The sequence below is a fragment of the Bartonella sp. B30(2025) genome (assembly GCF_053793825.1).
The window spans coordinates 1332076-1350002 of record NZ_CP200034.1 but is presented as its reverse complement, the minus strand read 5'-3'; the positions used below and the strand labels follow the sequence as shown (position 1 = coordinate 1350002).

16 protein-coding genes are annotated in these 17927 nt (G+C 35.0%); 11 read left to right on the top strand and 5 right to left on the bottom strand.

Features of this window, described 5'->3' with window-relative positions; all coding sequences use genetic code 11:
* The first annotated feature begins 84 nt into the window (after nucleotides 1-84).
* The 6 genes from rho to V4P55_RS05760 are packed head-to-tail and all read left to right on the top strand — an operon-like array spanning nucleotide 85 to nucleotide 7010.
* Nucleotides 85-1350 carry a transcription termination factor Rho gene (gene rho, locus V4P55_RS05785; RefSeq protein ID WP_455474144.1) on the top strand — a complete coding sequence of 422 codons (1266 nt, stop codon included), beginning with the start codon at nucleotides 85-87 and terminating at the stop codon, nucleotides 1348-1350.
* A gap of 32 nt (nucleotides 1351-1382) precedes the next feature.
* Nucleotides 1383-2690: a tRNA uridine-5-carboxymethylaminomethyl(34) synthesis GTPase MnmE gene (mnmE, locus tag V4P55_RS05780; protein ID WP_455474143.1), complete on the top strand. Its 1308-nt coding sequence runs from the start codon at nucleotides 1383-1385 to the stop codon at nucleotides 2688-2690.
* A 46-nt stretch (nucleotides 2691-2736) separates the two neighbouring features.
* Nucleotides 2737-4605: a tRNA uridine-5-carboxymethylaminomethyl(34) synthesis enzyme MnmG gene (gene mnmG, locus V4P55_RS05775; protein WP_455474142.1), complete on the top strand. Its 1869-nt coding sequence runs from the start codon at nucleotides 2737-2739 to the stop codon at nucleotides 4603-4605.
* Nucleotides 4605-5252 (top strand): 16S rRNA (guanine(527)-N(7))-methyltransferase RsmG, encoded by a 648-nt coding sequence (gene rsmG, locus V4P55_RS05770; RefSeq protein ID WP_455474141.1) that lies wholly within the window; start codon nucleotides 4605-4607, stop codon nucleotides 5250-5252. The genes mnmG and rsmG overlap by 1 nt, the downstream gene beginning before the upstream one ends.
* Nucleotides 5253-5258: 6 nt before the next feature.
* Entirely contained in the window at nucleotides 5259-6056 is a 798-nt protein-coding gene (locus tag V4P55_RS05765) for a ParA family protein (protein WP_455474140.1), read from the top strand.
* Nucleotides 6057-6104: 48 nt separating this feature from the next.
* Nucleotides 6105-7010 carry a ParB/RepB/Spo0J family partition protein gene (locus V4P55_RS05760; protein WP_455475059.1) on the top strand — a complete coding sequence of 302 codons (906 nt, stop codon included), beginning with the start codon at nucleotides 6105-6107 and terminating at the stop codon, nucleotides 7008-7010.
* Nucleotides 7011-7464: 454 nt separating this feature from the next.
* Here V4P55_RS05760 and gloB read toward each other — a convergent pair whose 3' ends face one another.
* From gloB to dapF, 5 genes are read right to left on the bottom strand one after another with little or no spacing between them, the layout of a single operon-like run.
* Entirely contained in the window at nucleotides 7465-8226 is a 762-nt protein-coding gene (gloB, locus tag V4P55_RS05755; RefSeq protein ID WP_455474139.1) for a hydroxyacylglutathione hydrolase, read from the bottom strand.
* 59 nt (nucleotides 8227-8285) lie between these two features.
* Nucleotides 8286-8978 (bottom strand): septation protein A, encoded by a 693-nt coding sequence (locus V4P55_RS05750; protein WP_455474138.1) that lies wholly within the window; start codon nucleotides 8976-8978, stop codon nucleotides 8286-8288.
* A complete protein-coding gene (gene ftsY / locus V4P55_RS05745) occupies nucleotides 8975-10207 on the bottom strand; it encodes a signal recognition particle-docking protein FtsY (RefSeq protein WP_455474137.1) in 1233 nt (410 codons plus the stop codon). Before ftsY ends, V4P55_RS05750 begins: the two co-directional genes overlap by 4 nt.
* A gap of 14 nt (nucleotides 10208-10221) precedes the next feature.
* Entirely contained in the window at nucleotides 10222-11505 is a 1284-nt protein-coding gene (gene mtaB / locus V4P55_RS05740) for a tRNA (N(6)-L-threonylcarbamoyladenosine(37)-C(2))-methylthiotransferase MtaB (protein WP_455474136.1), read from the bottom strand.
* 12 nt (nucleotides 11506-11517) lie between these two features.
* Complete coding sequence (gene dapF / locus V4P55_RS05735; RefSeq protein WP_455474135.1) at nucleotides 11518-12357, bottom strand: diaminopimelate epimerase; 840 nt, start codon at nucleotides 12355-12357, stop codon at nucleotides 11518-11520.
* Between the two features lie 237 nt (nucleotides 12358-12594).
* Between dapF and V4P55_RS05730 the strand changes: the two genes are divergently transcribed.
* The 5 genes from V4P55_RS05730 (at nucleotide 12595) to sucD (ending at nucleotide 17876) form a co-directional block, all read left to right on the top strand.
* Nucleotides 12595-13143 (top strand): AprI/Inh family metalloprotease inhibitor, encoded by a 549-nt coding sequence (locus tag V4P55_RS05730; protein WP_455474134.1) that lies wholly within the window; start codon nucleotides 12595-12597, stop codon nucleotides 13141-13143.
* Nucleotides 13144-13248: 105 nt separating this feature from the next.
* On the top strand, nucleotides 13249-14427 hold the full coding sequence (zapE, locus tag V4P55_RS05725) for a cell division protein ZapE (RefSeq protein WP_455474133.1): 1179 nt from the start codon (nucleotides 13249-13251) through the stop codon (nucleotides 14425-14427).
* A 287-nt stretch (nucleotides 14428-14714) separates the two neighbouring features.
* The gene (mdh, locus tag V4P55_RS05720; protein WP_455474132.1) at nucleotides 14715-15677 is read left to right on the top strand and encodes a malate dehydrogenase; all 963 of its coding nucleotides are present in this window, start codon (nucleotides 14715-14717) and stop codon (nucleotides 15675-15677) included.
* Nucleotides 15678-15772: 95 nt separating this feature from the next.
* On the top strand, nucleotides 15773-16969 hold the full coding sequence (gene sucC, locus V4P55_RS05715; RefSeq protein WP_455474131.1) for an ADP-forming succinate--CoA ligase subunit beta: 1197 nt from the start codon (nucleotides 15773-15775) through the stop codon (nucleotides 16967-16969).
* 4 nt (nucleotides 16970-16973) lie between these two features.
* Nucleotides 16974-17876 (top strand): succinate--CoA ligase subunit alpha, encoded by a 903-nt coding sequence (gene sucD / locus V4P55_RS05710; RefSeq protein WP_455474130.1) that lies wholly within the window; start codon nucleotides 16974-16976, stop codon nucleotides 17874-17876.
* Nucleotides 17877-17927: the final 51 nt, after the last annotated feature.

The window sequence follows — 17927 nt, the reverse complement described above, 5'->3', positions numbered from 1 at the left end:
ACAATAGACTTATCTTATAAAGAATGTCACTCTTTTAAAATCTTCCATAAATTAATTTTCCCCTTAAATTAAAGAGCCTATTTCATGCGAGAAATGAAGCTACAAGAACTTAAAAGTAAAAATCCAGTTGAACTTGTCTCTTTTGCTGAAACATTAGAAGTTGAAAATGCTTCTTTAATGCGTAAGCAAGAATTGATGTTTGCTATTTTAAAAAAACTTGCTTTACAAGATGTAGAAATCATCGGGGAAGGCGTTGTAGAAGTTTTACAAGATGGATTTGGATTTTTACGATCTGCAGATGCTAATTATCTTCCAGGTCCTGATGATATTTATCTCTCTCCTTCACAAATCCAATCTTTTTCTTTAAAAACAGGGGATACCATTGAAGGTCCCATACGTAGCCCAAAAGAGGGAGAGCGTTATTTTGCTCTTCTTAAAATTAATACGATAAATTTCGAAAATCCTGAAAAAATTCGCTACAAGATTCATTTTGATAACCTTACTCCTCTTTACTCAAACGAACGTTTCCAGATGGAAATACAAAATCCTATGGAAAAAGATATGTCATCACGGGTAATTGATTTAATATCTCCTTTAGGAAAGGGACAACGAGGATTAATTGTAGCACCGCCAAGAACAGGAAAAACAGTCTTATTACAAAATATAGCTCATTCTATCACTACTAATCACCCTGAATGTTATCTCATTGTTCTTTTAATAGATGAACGACCAGAAGAAGTCACTGATATGCAGCGTTCTGTAAAGGGAGAAGTTGTGTCTTCTACTTTTGATGAACCTGCAATACGTCATGTACAAGTCGCTGAGATGGTTATAGAAAAAGCTAAACGTTTAGTTGAATATGGACGTGATGTTGTTATTCTTCTCGATTCTATTACACGTCTTGGACGCGCTTATAATACGGTTGTTCCTTCATCTGGTAAGGTTTTAACAGGTGGTGTCGATGCAAATGCTTTACAGCGTCCAAAGCGTTTTTTTGGTGCAGCGCGTAATATTGAAGAGGGCGGATCTTTAACAATCATTGCAACGGCCTTAATTGATACGGGAAGTCGTATGGATGAGGTTATTTTCGAAGAGTTTAAAGGAACAGGCAATTCAGAAATTGTTCTTGATCGTAAAGTTGCTGATAAGCGTATTTTCCCTGCTATGGATATTTTAAAGTCAGGAACGCGAAAGGAAGAACTCTTAGTAGCACGACAGGATTTACACAAAATTTTTGTACTTCGTCGTATTTTGGCACCTATGAATGTAACAGATGCTATTGAATTTTTAATTGATAAATTAAAACAAACAAAAAACAATAGTGAATTTTTTGACTCAATGAATACTTAGAGATATTCATTTTTAAAGTTAGGATTAAACCTGTGGATACAATCTTTGCTGTTTCAAGTGGATTGTTACCTTCAGGGGTTGCAGTCATTAGGCTTTCTGGTCCTCATGTTGTAAGTGTTGTTAAAGCGCTTTGTGGCTGTTTGCCTAAAGCACGTTTCATGCATTATGGAAATCTTACTGCTCGTGATGGTAGTCTTTTAGATTCTGCTTTAACTGTTTTTTTTCCTGCTCCTAATAGTTTTACAGGAGAAGATTGTGCGGAGTTCCACTTACATGGAGGCAAAGCGGTTGTTCATCGTTTTCTTGATGAATTATCTACATTTGATGGATGCCGTATTGCTGAGGCAGGTGAATTTTCACGACGTGCATTTATGGAAGGAAAATTAGATCTTGTTCAAGCAGAAAGTCTTGCTGATTTAATAGAGGCAGAAACAGAAAGTCAGCGACGTTTAGCAATTATGGGAGCAAGTGGACGCTTAACAGCACTTTATCGTGATTGGCGTCATAAGCTTATGAAAGCGCGCGCTTTCATTGAAGCTGAACTCGATTTTTCTGATGAAGCTGATGTTCCAGATTTAATATCTGATAAAATTTGGAAAGAAGTAGGGGAACTTTGCTTTTCTCTTAAAGAACATATTGCTGAAGGGGAACGTGCAAATATTTTACGTGATGGGTTAAAAATTGTTATTGCTGGTGCTCCAAATTCTGGAAAATCAAGCATTATGAATCGTCTTGCTGGAAGACCCGTTGCTATTGTAATGGAAGAAGCTGGAACAACGCGTGATGCTTTAGAAGTTAGGCTCGTTCTTGGCGGTTTACCAGTTTTTTTAATGGATACTGCTGGTTTTAGGGAAACAGAAAATAAAATAGAACAATTGGGAATAGAAGTTGCCAAACAACATGTTATGGATGCTGATTTGGTTATTTTAGTTTATGATATGGAAAATCCTGAAAAAATTGATTTACCAGAAACATCAGCTGAAATATGGCATGTAGGCAATAAGCTTGATCTTTATAAAGAGAGTGAAGAACGTTGGTTCATACAATTTTCTGCATTAACAGGTTTAAATTTTGATTCTTTTATAAAAGAACTTGAATCTTTTTGTTTACGTCGTATTTCTGAAATTGGAAATCTTGTTCCAGCACGTAAAAGGCAACTTCAGTTGTTAAAAGAAGCTGTTAAAGAAATTGAAGCTTCTATAAATGGAAATATCCTTGATTTAAGTTTACGTGCAGAGCATCTTCGTCGTGCGAGTGATTTTCTCGGAAAAATTACGGGAGATATAGATGTTGAAGATTTGCTTGATGTTATTTTTTCAGAATTTTGTATTGGTAAATAATGATTCACGTGAAACATTAAAATAATTTTATTGTGGAATAAATAAAATGCAATCATATGATGTTGTTATTATTGGGGGTGGTCATGCTGGTTGTGAAGCTGCTTCAGCTTCAGCACGTGCTGGAGCGCGAACAGCACTTGTTACGCATAAAATATCAGCATTAGGAACGATGTCATGTAATCCAGCTATTGGCGGACTTGGAAAAGGGCATTTGGTTCGTGAAATAGATGCTTTAGATGGTCTTATGGGGAGGGCAGCAGACGCCGCTGGAATTCAGTTTAGACTCCTTAATCGACGTAAAGGTCCAGCTGTAAGAGGTCCACGTACCCAAGCTGATAGACAATTATATAAAAGAGCCATTCAAAGTTTTTTACAAGAACAAGATAATCTCATCTTAATTGAAGATGAAGCTATTGATTTAATTGTCAAAGATAATCATGTTTCAGGTGTTATTTTAAATAAACAAGGAATACTTTTTTCTGGTGCTGTTGTTTTAGCAACAGGTACATTTTTAAATGGTTTTATTCATATTGGTGATAAAACGTGGTCTGCTGGGCGCATGGGTGATCAATCAAGTGTACAACTTGCTGAACATCTAAAAAGCCACAATATAAATCTTAGTCGATTAAAAACAGGAACTCCTGCCCGTCTTAGTAAAAAGACAATTCGTTGGGAGGCTCTTCCTAAACAGAAAGCTGATGATGACCCAGTTCCTTTTTCTTTTTTAACAGAAAAAATTGATCAGCCTCAAATTGAGTGTGCTATAACACGCACAAATACACAAACACATAAGATTATACGGGAAAACATCCATAGATCTGCTTTATATTCTGGAAATATTGAAGGATTAGGTCCGCGTTATTGTCCTTCAATTGAGGATAAAATTATTAAATTTGGCGAACGAGACGGACACCAGATTTTTTTAGAACCAGAAGGATTGAATGATGATACTATTTATCCAAATGGTCTTTCCACTTCTCTTCCTGAAGATGTACAATTTTCTTTATTAAAAACTATTGAAGGGTTGGAAGATGTTAAAATTTTGCAACCGGGTTATGCTATTGAATATGATTTTATTAATCCACAACAATTAACGAAAACTTTGGAATTGCGCTCTTTACCAGGATTGTTTTTAGCAGGGCAAATTAATGGTACAACAGGATATGAAGAAGCTGCAGCACAGGGACTTGTAGCTGGGTTAAATGCTGCGCATAAAGTAGGAAAATTAAATGAAATCATTATCAGCCGTTCTATAGCTTATATTGGTGTTATGATAGATGATTTAGTTACACGTGGAGTTAGTGAACCTTATAGAATGTTTACATCACGTGCTGAATTTCGCTTATCTTTACGGTCTGATAATGCTGATGTTCGTTTAACACCTTTGGCACAACAATGGGGGATTATGAGTGAACTACGTTGGAATTGTTTTCAACAAAAGCAGCAACGTCTTGATCAAGCACGATCAATGTGCAAAGAACTTTTTTTAACTCCTAATGAAGCATCTACTCATGGATTGCTTGTTAATCACGATGGAATTCGGCGTTCAGCTTATGATTTTCTTGCTTATCCTTATATAACTATAGAGCGTCTTTCTCATATTTGGCCACAACTACAGTTAATTGATCCTAAAACAGTTGAAACTTTAGAAATTGAAGCTCAATATGCGGTTTATTTAGAAAAACAAGCGCAGGATATTTCTGCACTTCAGCGAGATGAGCGTTTAGAAATTCCTTCTTCTCTTGATATTCAAAAAATAGCCGGTCTTTCAAATGAGATTAAAGCTAAAATTCAAAAAATATCACCACGCTCTATAGCGGATGCACAAAAAATTGATGGTATGACGCCGGCGGCATTATCGCTTATTATTACTCATATTCAACGTCAACGTCGGGAAAAGGCTAAATCTGCTTAATGGATATTTCTATAGAACAAAAATATCAAAAGCTCTTAAATATTATTCCTTCTGTTTCACGTGAAACAATGGACAATTTAATCCAGTTCGAATCTTTAATAACGCAATGGAATAAGCATATTAATTTAGTATCTCCTACAACAATACCAATTTTATGGACACGCCATATTTTAGATTCTGCACAAATATATCCTCTTCATAGTGATCTTTTACATTGGTGTGATCTTGGTTCAGGAGGAGGGTTTCCTGCTATTATTATTGCTATTTTTATGAAGGAAAAAAAAACAGGACATATTGATCTGGTCGAAAGTAATGGAAAAAAAATAGCTTTTTTACGAACAGTGATCGCTCAACTTAAGCTTCCAGCTACAGTTCATCATTGTCGAGTTGAAGATGTGTATCAAAAAATAAAAACACCAGATGTTATAACAGCGCGAGGATTAGCACCACTAGATAATCTGTTGAAGCTTATTTTTCCTTTTTTTACACAAAAAACAATAGCTCTTTTACAAAAAGGTCGGGATTATTCTACAGAAATTACAAATGCCTCTGCCAATTGGCAATTTAATCTGCTAAAATATAATAGTAAAATTGATGAGAATTCTGTTATTTTAGAAATTTCTCATCTTCTATCACGCAGAGGGTAAAGCAAAATGAGCGAAACACGGATTATCGCTATTGCAAACCAAAAAGGTGGTGTTGGTAAAACAACCACAGCTATTAATCTTGCAACAGCTTTAGCGGCTATAGGTGAAAAAGTTCTCATTATGGATATTGATCCACAAGGTAATGCAAGTACAGGATTGGGAATTGATCGTAATAGCCGTCCTTTATCATCTTATGATGTTTTAATTTCAGGTATTTCAATAGCAGAAGCAGCTTTAAAAACTGCTGTACCAAATTTATATATCGTACCCTCTACGCTTGATCTATTAGGCGTAGAAATGGAAATTGCTTCATCACAAGATCGTATTAAACGATTACGTAATGCTCTTTGTGAAGATTTAAAAGTTTCCAATGAATTTAGTTATGTTTTAATTGATTGTCCGCCATCTCTAAATCTTTTAACACTCAATGCTATGGGGGCTGCAGATTCTGTTTTGGTACCTATGCAGTGTGAGTTTTTAGCACTTGAAGGTTTAAGCCAATTACTTGAAACAGTAAAACAAGTACAATCTGTTCTTAATCCATCTTTAGAAATTCAAGGTATTGTTTTAACAATGTATGATGGGCGTAATAATCTTTCAAATCAAGTTGTTGAAGATGTGCGCTCTTTTATGGGAGAAAAAGTCTATCGTACAGTTATTCCAAGGAATGTGCGTGTGTCTGAGGCTCCATCTTTCGGTAAACCAGTATTGCTTTATGATCTTAAATGTGCTGGGAGCCAAGCCTATCTGCGCTTAGCATCGGAAGTAATCCAACGTGAAAAACAAGCACGAGCTGCTGCTTAAAGGTATAATAAAAATAATTTTTATAAAATAAATTCAAAGAGAAAAATGATGAGCGATGATTTATCAAAAAAGAGATTGGGACGCGGGTTAGCAGCGTTGATTGGAGATATTAATTTAAACAACAATCTTGAGAGTTCTTCAAATTTTGATAAATTTACAGAATCTAGAATAGCTGCTCCTGTTTTTGAAAAATTTGTCCCTATTGAAGATATTTCACGTAATCCACATAATCCCAGACGCCATTTTACTGATTTAGAACTTGATAATTTAGCACAATCAATTCGTCAGCATGGAGTTGTTCAGCCAGTTATTGTAAGACCGTTGCGTGATCATCCAAACAAATTTGAATTAATAGCTGGTGAGCGGAGATGGTGTGCGGCTCAGCGAGCAAATTTAAGTAAATTGCCAGTTATTATCCGTGATGTAGATGACAAAAAAGCTTTGGAATTAGCAATTATTGAAAATGTTCAGCGTGCTGATCTTAATCCTATTGAAGAGGGAATGGGATATGAATCTTTGTTAAATGAGCATGGATATACTCAAACAGATTTAGCTCAAATAATTGGAAAAAGCCGAAGTCATGTTGCAAATACACTTCGTTTATTAAAACTTCCACAAAAGGTGCAGCAATTTTTAACAGATGGACAGCTTTCGGCTGGTCACGCTCGTTGTCTTATAACAGTTGATAATCCACAAGATTTGGCAGAAAAAATTATTCGTGAAGGGCTTTCTGTTCGTCAGACAGAAATGCTTGTACATGAACAAGCTAATCCTAAGATAAAAAAGAGAAGCCCTTTAGAAAAAAATACAGAAACAAAATCTTTAGAAAAATTACTTGCAGATGTAATCGGAATGAAAGTGGTTATTAGACATGGAAAAAAAGGGGGAGATTTAAAAATACATTACTCTTCGTTAGAACAGTTGGATGATATTTGTCGGCGTCTACAAAGCTAATTAATGAACTAAAATGATATCAATTTTATTTATATATTTTTGTTAAATTTTTAATTTTAAAAAAATAGAGAGCTCTTTCTATGAACGAAATTTTTTCATTTTAAAGTATCATTATTGTTATTAATTTTGAAAAAATTGTTATTATATCAATAACATAATCATTTCATAAAGAATTGTTTTTTTATATTGCTTAACTGTGATAATCTAGAAAAAATACAGTATTTTCTTTGGTATTATTGTCATTTTCCATATGTAGTACGTTTTTTTTATAGTAAATTTTTGATTTTTTTCTAATTTATTCTATAAAAACAGTTCTGTTAGTGGATAAGTTACAACGATGTTTTTATCCTTTGTCAATAATGGAATTAATTTATTATCTATTTTTACATCGTTATTGTTTGTATATTTGTCATAAAAAAACAAGTAAAGATATATGCTATGTAAAAAAATATATTTAAAAATTATCCTTTTTTCTTCGAATTTCAGCAAAGACTTCTTCATTTGTTGCTTTTTCCATTTTAAGATTTTTTCGTAGAATATTATTATCCCAACGAAGAAAAGGATTTGTTGCTTTTTCTTGCCCTAAAGTTACAGGTAAAGTTACAGCATTTTTTGCACGCAACAAAAAAACATCCTCCACCCTTTGATGAAGTTTTTTATTATGTGGATCAATTGTTAACGCAAAAAGAGCATTGGTCTTTGTATATTCATGACCGCAATACAGGAGTGTTTCATCGGGAAGTTGGCGAAGTTTTTCTAAAGAATTCAACATTTGTTTTGGTGTTCCTTCAAAAAGACGTCCGCAGCCAAGCGAAAACAGTGTATCTCCAGCAAAGAGTAATTTTTCTTGAGGAAAATAATAGGATAATGATCCTAGTGTATGACCAGGTGTGGAGAGAGCTAAAAGTGTATGGTTAGCAAATGAAAAACTTTCATCAGGTTTAAGAGTTTGATCAAGATGATAAATTTTCTCTTTTTCTGCTTCTGGTCCAATAACTATAGCATTATAAGTTTTCTTTAACTCTGCAACTGCTTCTACGTGGTCATGATGGTGATGAGTTAAAAAAATTGTTTGAAGAGTCCAGTTATGTTTTTTCAAAACGGCATCAATTGCTTTACTTTCTGGCGCGTCAATTGCAACTGTATAGCCACTTTTTTCATCATGAATAAGTACACCAAAATTATTTTCTCTACAGATAAACTGCTCAATCAACATGTATTTTCTCCATGAACGGTTTGCAGTGATAATTATAAAATAATCTGTAAGAATAAATATTAAGAATTAGATTTATTTTTATTATTTTGCGAAAAATCTTTTGAATATTTTATAATAATAGGCATTTGTGTCATCATAAATATTACTGTTATGGGCATAACTCCAAATACTTTAAAACTGGTCCAAAAATTATCGCTAAAATTACGCCAAACAATTTCATTTAAAAGTGCAAGAAAAACGAAAAAAAATGCCCAGCGATAGGTGAGTTTTTGCCAGCCTAAGTCACTAAGTTTTAAAGTAGAATCAAAAGCATAACGCAAAAGTGGTTTTTTTAAAAATATGCCGGTAAAAAGAATAAGAGCAAATATGATATTTATAATTGTTGGCTTCATTTTTATGAAAGTATCATTGTGAAGCCAGAGAGTTAAAAAACCAAAAACAAGAACAAATATCCCTGAAATGAGAGGCATTATAGGAATTTTTCGTGCAATGACCCATGATATACTTAGAGCAACAACAATTGCTACCATAAAAATAGCAGTTGCAGGAAAAATAGGTTTATTAAAGCGACTAAAAATTCCAATATTTTTTATGAGCCATTCACCTTTATAATTTGCAAGAAAAAAAACAACTAATGGTCCCATTTCCAAAAAAAATTTAGTTGTTGGAGAAAGAGAAGACTCTTGAATATTTTTGGTATTTTTTAAATGATGATTATTATGTACTTTAGATTTAGAAAAAGATTTATTCATTGATGTTTACCTATGATAGTTTCGGAAAAATCAGAAGCAGAAAAAGGCTGAAGATCCTCAATTTTTTCTCCTATACCGATAAAATGAATTGGTAGTTTATATTTAGCTGCTATAGCGACAAGGATACCTCCCCGTGCAGTACCATCAAGTTTTGTCATAATTAAACCGTTAACTCCAGCTACACTACGGAAAGTATCCACTTGATTGAGAGCGTTTTGTCCAGTGGTTGCGTCAAGTGTTTGAAGAATTGTATGTGGTGCTTGTGGCGTATGCTTTTTTAAAACACGAATAATTTTTGCTAATTCGTCCATTAATTCAGTTTTATTTTGTAAACGTCCAGCTGTATCAATAATCAAGATATCACTATTTGCCTTCTTGGCTTTCTCATAGGCATCAAACGCTAAACCGGCAGCATCTGCACCTAATTTGCTTGAAATAACAGGAGCACCTGTACGTTCACCCCAAATATGCAATTGTTCAATAGCTGCCGCGCGAAATGTATCACCAGCAGCGAGCATAACTTTTAGTCCTCCTACAGTTAATTTAGCTGCAAGTTTTCCGATAGTTGTTGTTTTTCCAGTACCATTGACGCCCAGTACTAAAATAACATGGGGTTTATGATTAAGATCAAGCTCTAATGGAATAGCAACAGGTTCCACCACTTTTTTTATTTCGTTAGCGACAATAGCGCGAATTTCATCTAGAGATAAATTTTTTTCATAACGATTAGAAGCTAAAATGTTGATAATACGCGCAGCTGTTTCTACACCAATATCAGCCTGAATAAGGATATCTTCCAATTCTTGCAATGTGCCGTCATCAAATTTTCTTTTAGAAAAGAGATCATTAATCGATTCATTTAAACGTTGCGAAGAACGGGATAATCCTTTTTTTAAACGCCCAAACCATGCTGTTTTTTGTTGCTCATGAGAAGATGTAGACAAAAACTCTTCAGTTTTTTTTTCATTGATTGTGTTTGTGACAATTATTTTGCCATAATATGATTCAAAAGGCAGAGTTTTTTCTTCATATTTTGTAGGTGTTGCACTTTGTATTTCTGTTTGTTCCTCTTTTTTTTCATCTATAGAGGATTGGTTATTTTTGGTATTTTCATTTTTACATTGATTTTCTTCTACCGTATCTATTTTACTATCACCAAGAGTTTTTTGTACTTCGTGCTCTTTAGATTTTTTAGAAGAAAATATTTTTTTGATAAAAGATTTAGTCATAAAAATTTCCCTGCTTAAGCTGCGTTTAATTTTGGAATGACAGCAATCAGTTTATCTTCATCATGGTCAACAATAAGAGCTTGAATAATTGTTCCCGCTCTAGCACCTTTGATTTGTGCAAGAGTGTAATCTTCCGTTCGCCCAATTTCATCTTTTTCAACGAGAATGATTTGTTTGCTGTTTTTTAAATGAGAAAGGTGTTTTTTATAAGCTTCATCGCCAGCTTTGCGCAACCTTTCAGCACGCATCTTGACAATCTTACGATTAATTTGTGGCATACGTGCGGCAGGTGTTCCTTCTCTTGGACTAAAAGGAAAAACATGAAGATGTGTTAAATGACAGTCATTAATCAAAGCGAGGCTATTTTGGAACATTTCTTCTGTTTCTGTAGGAAAACCGGCAATTAAGTCGGCGCCATAAACCATTGTCGGACGTTTAGCACGTAAATCTTGGCAAAACTGGATTGCATGTTCACGTAGATGTCGTCGTTTCATCCTTTTTAAAATCATATTATCGCCCGCTTGCAAGGATAAATGCAAATGCGGCATTATTCTTTTTTCATGAGCTAAAAGGTCTATGAGCTCTTCATCTGCTTCAATAGAATCTATAGATGAAAGGCGCAGTCGAGGTAAATCAGGAATGTGGTGCAAAATAGCTGAGGTTAATTTTCCTAAATTAGTTTTTCCAGGTAGATCGTTTCCATAACTTGTGAGATCTACACCTGTTAAAACAATTTCTTTAATACCATTGTTTATCAATTTTTTAATTTGTTCAATGACGGCACCCATGGGAACTGAGCGTGATTGTCCACGTCCATAAGGGATAATGCAGAACGTGCAACGGTGATTACATCCATTTTGCACTTGTACAAAGGCACGCGTGCGTTCTTCTATTGCACTAACCATATGCGGAGCAATTTTTTTCACTTCCATGATGTCATTGACACGTAATTTCTCATAATGATTAACACCAAAATCAGGAAGTTGGCGATAAGAATGAGCGTGCAATTTTTCTTCATTCCCTAAAACGAGGTCTACCTCTTCCATATTAGCAAAACTTTTAGCTTCTGTTTGCGCTGCACATCCTGTGACAACAATACGAGCGTGAGGATTTTCACGTCTTGCTCTTCTAATTGCTTGTTTTGCTTGTCGCACGGCCTCAGCAGTGACAGCACAAGTATTAAACACAATAGCGCCATCTTTGAGTTGGTCTAATCCGGAAGCGGTACTTTCTTTACGTATAATTTCCGATTCATAGCTATTGAGTCGACAACCAAAAGTTACGATTTTTATCGCCATTAAAAGAGCCCTTTATTCGTAAAGTCCTGTTAAAGGGTTTAAAAAACCACTAAATTCATATTGAATTGGACCTGTCATGACAATATGATTACCCTTATTATAGAAAATATTAAGTTTTCCTCCTGGTAAAGTTACCTCAATATTGCGTTTTGTAAATCCTCTCCTATAGGAAGCTACTGCACTAGCACAAGCAGCGCTGCCACATGCTTTTGTTAATCCAGCGCCTCTTTCCCATGTTCTTAAATCTAGACTTTTTTCTGAAGTTACATGAGCAATGGAAATATTACATCTTTCTGGAAAAAGAGGGTCATGTTCAAGCTTTGGTCCATATTTTTCTAACGGAATATCTTGAATGTTTTTTCCAACAAAGAAAATTGCATGAAGATTACCCATAGAAACAAGGCAAGCGTCTTTCAAGGGACCAGCAGTAATTTCTACATGATTTGTGTCAGTTATTTCACGTGAAACAGGCATGTCTTTTGCAATTAAATTTGGGCGTCCCATGTCAACAGAGATGAGACCATTGCTTTGACGTTGACCTTCAATGATTCCAACAGGAGTTTCTAATCGAAAGCTTTTTCCTAAGTTATGATCTGTAAGCCATGCAATTACGCAGCGTGTACCATTTCCACAGGCTTTAGCCATTGATCCATCAGAGTTCCATATGCCAATGCGAAAATCATTTTCGTTTTGGGTTGGCGAATGGATAGTCATAATTTGATCAAAATATGTTTTATTGTCTGTTGCTAAAGAAAAAATTGCTTGCTGTGTGATAGCATGTATGCTGTTACGCATGTCAATAACAATAATCTTATTTCCAAGACCGTTCATTTTGCTGAATGGCACTTTCATGAAATTTCTCTATTTTTGTGCTGATCCATAAAAATATATGACTAAAAGTTTTATAAATTTCTAGTCTTTTACTTTTATAAATGCAAAATTTAAAATTAAAACGACTCTTGTTCAAGAAAAGCAATTTTCATTTTATTTTTTTTAATTTGTTAATTTATCTTTATAAAATGTCATATAATAAATATCCATCATTTATTTGAGTGAGCCTATATTATCTTCGTAAGAAAGAGTGCAAATATGACATTTTCAAAAAAAATATTTTTCATTGCATTGTCAGCTATAACTGTCTTAAGCGGTTGTTCAAAACAACAATTTAATAATAATAGTCAAGGCGGTGTCTTTGGAGCTTTTTATCCTGTTCAGAAAATGTCAACACTTGAAAAGATGTCAGATTTAGAAACTCTATATTCATTGGAATCTGAAAAAGAGGGCTCTTCAGTATATGGTAAAAAGGATTCTCATAATGATGAATCTGTTGCTAATCTTGAATTGAAAAACCGCTCTTCTGATTTATCTCCTGCAAGTATTGCTGGAGTGTGGAATCTTTCTATGGATGGTACAAATTGCCGAATTGCAACACCACAAACAAAATTTGGACAAGGATACCGTGCCGCTCCTTTACGTTGCTCAGGATCTATTTCTCGCATAAATTCATGGGGTATTAAAGGCAAAAAATTATATTTCTATGATAAGTCAGGGCGTATGGTCATTGTGCTTTATTCTTCCAATCTTGATCGTTTTGAAGGGTATACCTCTGATGATCAGCCTGTTATTTTAAGCCGTTAGATCGTTTTTAAATATTTATGGAAAAAATCTAGATATTGGGCATATGTACAGATATTTTAAAATGGTTTAAGCTTTATTGAGAACGGTTTTAAGAAAGTTATTTGGATGATTTTAGTTTCAGCTTGCTATAAGGAGCAGGTATCTAAGGGAAAAATAAGTTTTGATCCAGCTCAATTAGCTTTAACAGAACATTTTGATTATTTATTACAACGTATCGTAAAACAAAGTTTTTCTCGTCGGTGGGCATTTTGGCGTTTTTTTAAGAAAAAAACAACCGATGCATCTATTACAAAACGGAAAAGATCAGATAGTTCTTTTCAAGGATTGTATATTTATGGTGAAGTAGGACGAGGCAAAACTATGTTGATGGATTTGTTCTTTTCTTGTTTACCACAAGGTTGTAAAAAACGTGCTCACTTTAATGACTTTATGACTGATGTGCATGAGCGTATTAATATTTATCGTCAAGCATCGAAAAACAAAAAATCAAAGAATAGTAATCCTATTTTAGCTGTTGCAAAAGACCTTGCACATGAAGCACAGGTGCTTTGTTTTGATGAATTTAGCGTAACAGATATTGCAGATGCTATGATACTGGGACGTCTTGTATCTGCTTTATTTAGTCAAGGGGTTCTTTTTGTTGCAACTTCAAATGTTGTTCCTGATAACCTCTATTATAATGGTTTAAATCGAGAGCTCTTTTTACCTTTTATTCAAGTTTTAAAAGATCATGTTCGTGTTGTTAATCTGGATGCAAAAACAGATTACCGTCTTGAAAAATCAAATCCTCAGGATGTGTATATAACACCATTAGGGACAAAAGCAGATGAACACATGGATCAAGCTTGGGCATTGGTGCTAGGAGAGCAAGAAGAAACGTCTGATAAACTTCCTATAAAAGGTCGTTTTCTTCATATTCCACGCTCTGGAGTAGGCTGTGCACGTTTTAATTATCAAGATTTATGTGCAAAACCTTTAGCTGCAGCTGAATATTTAACTCTAGGAGAGCGGTATCATACGATTTTTATTGATAATGTGCCAGTGATGAATGATATATACCGCAATGAAACTAAAAGATTTATTTTGCTTATTGATGTCCTTTATGAACGTCACATAAGGTTGTTTATATCGGCAGCTGCTGAGATTGAAGGTTTATATGAAGGAAGTGCACAGACAACAGAAACCTTTGAGTTTCACAGAACACAATCGCGTCTTTTTGAAATGCAGAGCCAAGATTATTTAAATATTTGGGCAGAAAAATTTCTTTCTAAAAGAAAAGAGTGATTATTACTTTACCTTTACGTAAACTGTAAATAGAATAATCTTTTGAATTTAAATACAATGTAACAATTCTGTTGTATTAAAAAAGAAATCAATTTATCGATACAATGTGATGCGTTTTTAATTGTTATTTTTTTTGGGATTTTTTGAGTTTATGAATAAAAGAGTGAATTTCATGATGTTATCCTTTTGATAATATTATTTAGAATAAATAGGATTATGATCAAATAAAGTATTTAGTATATCAGCGTTGGTAGATTATACGCTGGATCTAGCGTTAGGAATAAAAAATGGCACGAAAAAAAATATCTCTTATTGGCTCGGGTATGATTGGCGGAACTTTAGCGCATATGTTTGGGTTAAAAGAACTTGGCGATGTCGTATTATTTGATGTTACGGAAGGAATGCCACAGGGTAAGGCCCTTGATATTGCAGAATCTTCACCAGTTGTTGGTTCTGATGTCAGTTTGACCGGTTCTAATGCCTATGAAGCAATACAGGGATCTGATGTTATTATAGTCACGGCAGGCGTTGCACGAAAACCTGGTATGAGTCGTGATGATCTTTTGAGCATTAATCTTAAAGTAATAGAACAAGTTGGTGCTGGAATAAAAAAATATGCACCTTCAGCATTCGTTATTTGTATTACAAACCCTCTTGATGCTATGGTATGGGCATTGCAAAAATTTTCAGGTCTTCCAACACATAAGGTGGTTGGTATGGCCGGTGTTTTAGATTCTGCACGTTTTCGTTATTTTTTATCTGAAGAATTTAAGGTTTCTGTTAAAGATGTAACGGCGTTTGTTTTAGGAGGGCACGGTGATTCAATGGTGCCTTTAGTACGTTATTCAACAGTTGGTGGTATTTCTTTGCCTGATCTTGTAAAAATGGGCTGGACAACACAGGAAAAGATTGATCAAATTATTCAGCGTACTCGCGATGGTGGTGCAGAAATTGTCAGTTTGTTAAAAACAGGATCTGCTTTTTATGCGCCAGCCGCTTCTGCCGTTTCTATGGCTGAAGCCTATTTAAAAGATACTAAGCGTGTCGTTCCTGTAGCAGCTTATCTTTCGGGTGAATATGGAATTCAGGATACGTATGTTGGTGTTCCCGTTGTTATAGGTGCGGGCGGTGTTGAACGGATCATTGAAATTGATCTTGATAAAGAAGAAAGAGATGCTTTTGAAAAATCAGTAAATGCAGTGCAAAAGCTTTGTGAAGCTTGTGTTGCTATTGCTCCTATTCTCAAATAAATTGAGTGAGGTTCTGTTTATTAAAACAGAGTATTTAACGTGTTATGAAAATTTAAGGATCAATTAAGTGATCCGTAAAAGAAAAGGACAAATTAATGAATATCCATGAATATCAGGCTAAACGTCTGCTTCATGAATATGGAGCACCAATTGCAAGTGGTGTTGCTGTTTATTCTGTAGAACAAGCTGAAGAATGGGCAAAGAAAATGCCTGGACCACTCTATGTTGTTAAAAGCCAGATTCATGCTGGTGGTCGTGGTAAGGGAAAATTTAAAGAGCTTGGTCCTGATTCAAAAGGTGGTGTTCGGCTTGCAAAATCAGTTGAAGAAGTTGTTTCGAATGTAAAAGAAATGCTTGGTAAAACTTTGGTAACCAAACAAACAGGTCCAGAGGGTAAGCAGGTTAATCGTATTTATATTGAAGACGGTGCCGATATAGAACGGGAGCTTTATCTTTCACTTTTGGTTGATCGTAAAGTTGGTCGTGTTGCTTTTGTTGTTTCAACGGAAGGAGGGATGGATATCGAATCTGTTGCTGAAAAAACACCAGAAAAAATATTCACTCTTCCTATTGATCCATTACGTGGGGTTACTTCTGAAGATTCTACAAAACTTTGTGATGCATTGGAATTGCATGATAGTGCGCGAACAGATGGTGAAAAACTTTTTCCAATGCTCTATAAAGCATTTTGTGAAAAAGATATGAGTCTTCTCGAAATTAATCCGCTTATAGTGATGAAAAATGGTCGTTTGCGTGTTTTGGATGCGAAGGTTTCTTTTGATGATAATGCTTTATTTCGTCATCCAGATATTTTGAAATTGCGTGACATTTCAGAAGAAGATCCAAAAGAAATTGAGGCATCAAAGTATGGTTTGGCCTATGTTGCTCTTGAAGGGACTATCGGCTGCATGGTAAATGGTGCTGGTCTTGCTATGGCAACAATGGATATTATCAAGCTTTATGGAGCTGAACCTGCAAATTTTCTTGATGTTGGGGGTGGTGCTTCAAAAGAAAAAGTAACTGCTGCTTTTAAAATTATTACTGCTGATTCAAATGTCAAAGGCATTTTGGTCAATATTTTTGGTGGTATTATGCGTTGTGATATCATCGCAGAAGGTGTCGTTGCTGCTGTTAAAGAAGTTGGTCTAAAAGTTCCTTTAGTTGTGCGTCTTGAAGGTACAAATGTTGAGCAGGGTAAAGAAATCATCAGTAAAAGTGGTTTAAATGTTATTTCTGCTGATGATTTAGATGATGCTGCTCAAAAAATCATTGCGGCTGTGAAAGGAGCTTGAGGCTATGTCTATTCTTATTAATCAGAATACAAAAGTTCTGGTTCAGGGGCTTACAGGAAAAACGGGGACTTTTCATACGGAACAGGCATTAGCTTACCATGGAACAAAAATGGTTGGTGGAATTAACCCCAAAAAAGGAGGACAAATATGGGAGGGATCAAAAGGTGAGACTCTTCCTATTTTTTCCACTGTTGCGGAAGGTAAAGAAAAAACAGGGGCTGATGCTTCTGTTATTTATGTTCCTCCTGCAGGAGCAGCAGAGGCTATCATAGAAGCTATTGAGGCAGAAATCGGTTTAATTGTCTGTATCACAGAAGGTATACCGGTTATGGATATGGTCAAAGTAAAATCTAGGTTAGAACAATCAAAGTCGCGCTTAATTGGTCCTAATTGCCCGGGTATTCTCACTCCTAATGAGTGTAAAATTGGTATTATGCCAGGTTCTATTTTTAGAAAAGGTTCAGTTGGAGTTGTTTCACGTTCCGGAACATTAACTTACGAAGCTGTTTATCAAACCAGTCAAGAGGGTCTTGGACAGACAACCGCTATTGGTATTGGTGGTGATCCTGTAAAAGGGACTGAATTTATTGATGTATTAGAAATGTTCTTAGCGGATGATGAAACCAAATCTATTGTTATGATCGGTGAAATTGGTGGCTCTGCTGAAGAAGATGCAGCACAATTTATTAAAGATGAAGCAAAAAAAGGTCGTAAAAAACCGATGGTTGGTTTTATTGCTGGTCGCACAGCTCCCGCAGGACGCACAATGGGTCATGCTGGTGCAGTTATTTCTGGTGGTAAAGGTGGAGCAGAAGATAAAATTGCTGCAATGGAATCTGCAGGAATTCATGTGTCTCCTTCACCATCAAAGATAGGTAAAACTCTAATATCGATTTTAGAGGGATAAAAGAAAAATTTATCTGGATAAGGTACGTTTATTCTTTATCCAGATTAATAT

What these genes read in the sequence shown, in the direction of transcription:
- rho (WP_455474144.1), top strand. Translation starts at nt 85, where the DNA reads ATGCGAGAAATGAAGCTACAAGAACTTAAAAGTAAAAATCCAGTTGAA.
- mnmG (WP_455474142.1), top strand. Translation starts at nt 2,737, where the DNA reads ATGCAATCATATGATGTTGTTATTATTGGGGGTGGTCATGCTGGTTGT.
- rsmG (WP_455474141.1), top strand. Translation starts at nt 4,605, where the DNA reads ATGGATATTTCTATAGAACAAAAATATCAAAAGCTCTTAAATATTATT.
- V4P55_RS05765 (WP_455474140.1), top strand. Translation starts at nt 5,259, where the DNA reads ATGAGCGAAACACGGATTATCGCTATTGCAAACCAAAAAGGTGGTGTT.
- V4P55_RS05760 (WP_455475059.1), top strand. Translation starts at nt 6,105, where the DNA reads ATGAGCGATGATTTATCAAAAAAGAGATTGGGACGCGGGTTAGCAGCG.
- gloB (WP_455474139.1), bottom strand. Translation starts at nt 8,226, where the DNA reads ATGTTGATTGAGCAGTTTATCTGTAGAGAAAATAATTTTGGTGTACTT.
- V4P55_RS05750 (WP_455474138.1), bottom strand. Translation starts at nt 8,978, where the DNA reads ATGAATAAATCTTTTTCTAAATCTAAAGTACATAATAATCATCATTTA.
- ftsY (WP_455474137.1), bottom strand. Translation starts at nt 10,207, where the DNA reads ATGACTAAATCTTTTATCAAAAAAATATTTTCTTCTAAAAAATCTAAA.
- mtaB (WP_455474136.1), bottom strand. Translation starts at nt 11,505, where the DNA reads ATGGCGATAAAAATCGTAACTTTTGGTTGTCGACTCAATAGCTATGAA.
- dapF (WP_455474135.1), bottom strand. Translation starts at nt 12,357, where the DNA reads ATGAAAGTGCCATTCAGCAAAATGAACGGTCTTGGAAATAAGATTATT.
- V4P55_RS05730 (WP_455474134.1), top strand. Translation starts at nt 12,595, where the DNA reads ATGACATTTTCAAAAAAAATATTTTTCATTGCATTGTCAGCTATAACT.
- zapE (WP_455474133.1), top strand. Translation starts at nt 13,249, where the DNA reads ATGATTTTAGTTTCAGCTTGCTATAAGGAGCAGGTATCTAAGGGAAAA.
- mdh (WP_455474132.1), top strand. Translation starts at nt 14,715, where the DNA reads ATGGCACGAAAAAAAATATCTCTTATTGGCTCGGGTATGATTGGCGGA.
- sucC (WP_455474131.1), top strand. Translation starts at nt 15,773, where the DNA reads ATGAATATCCATGAATATCAGGCTAAACGTCTGCTTCATGAATATGGA.
- sucD (WP_455474130.1), top strand. Translation starts at nt 16,974, where the DNA reads ATGTCTATTCTTATTAATCAGAATACAAAAGTTCTGGTTCAGGGGCTT.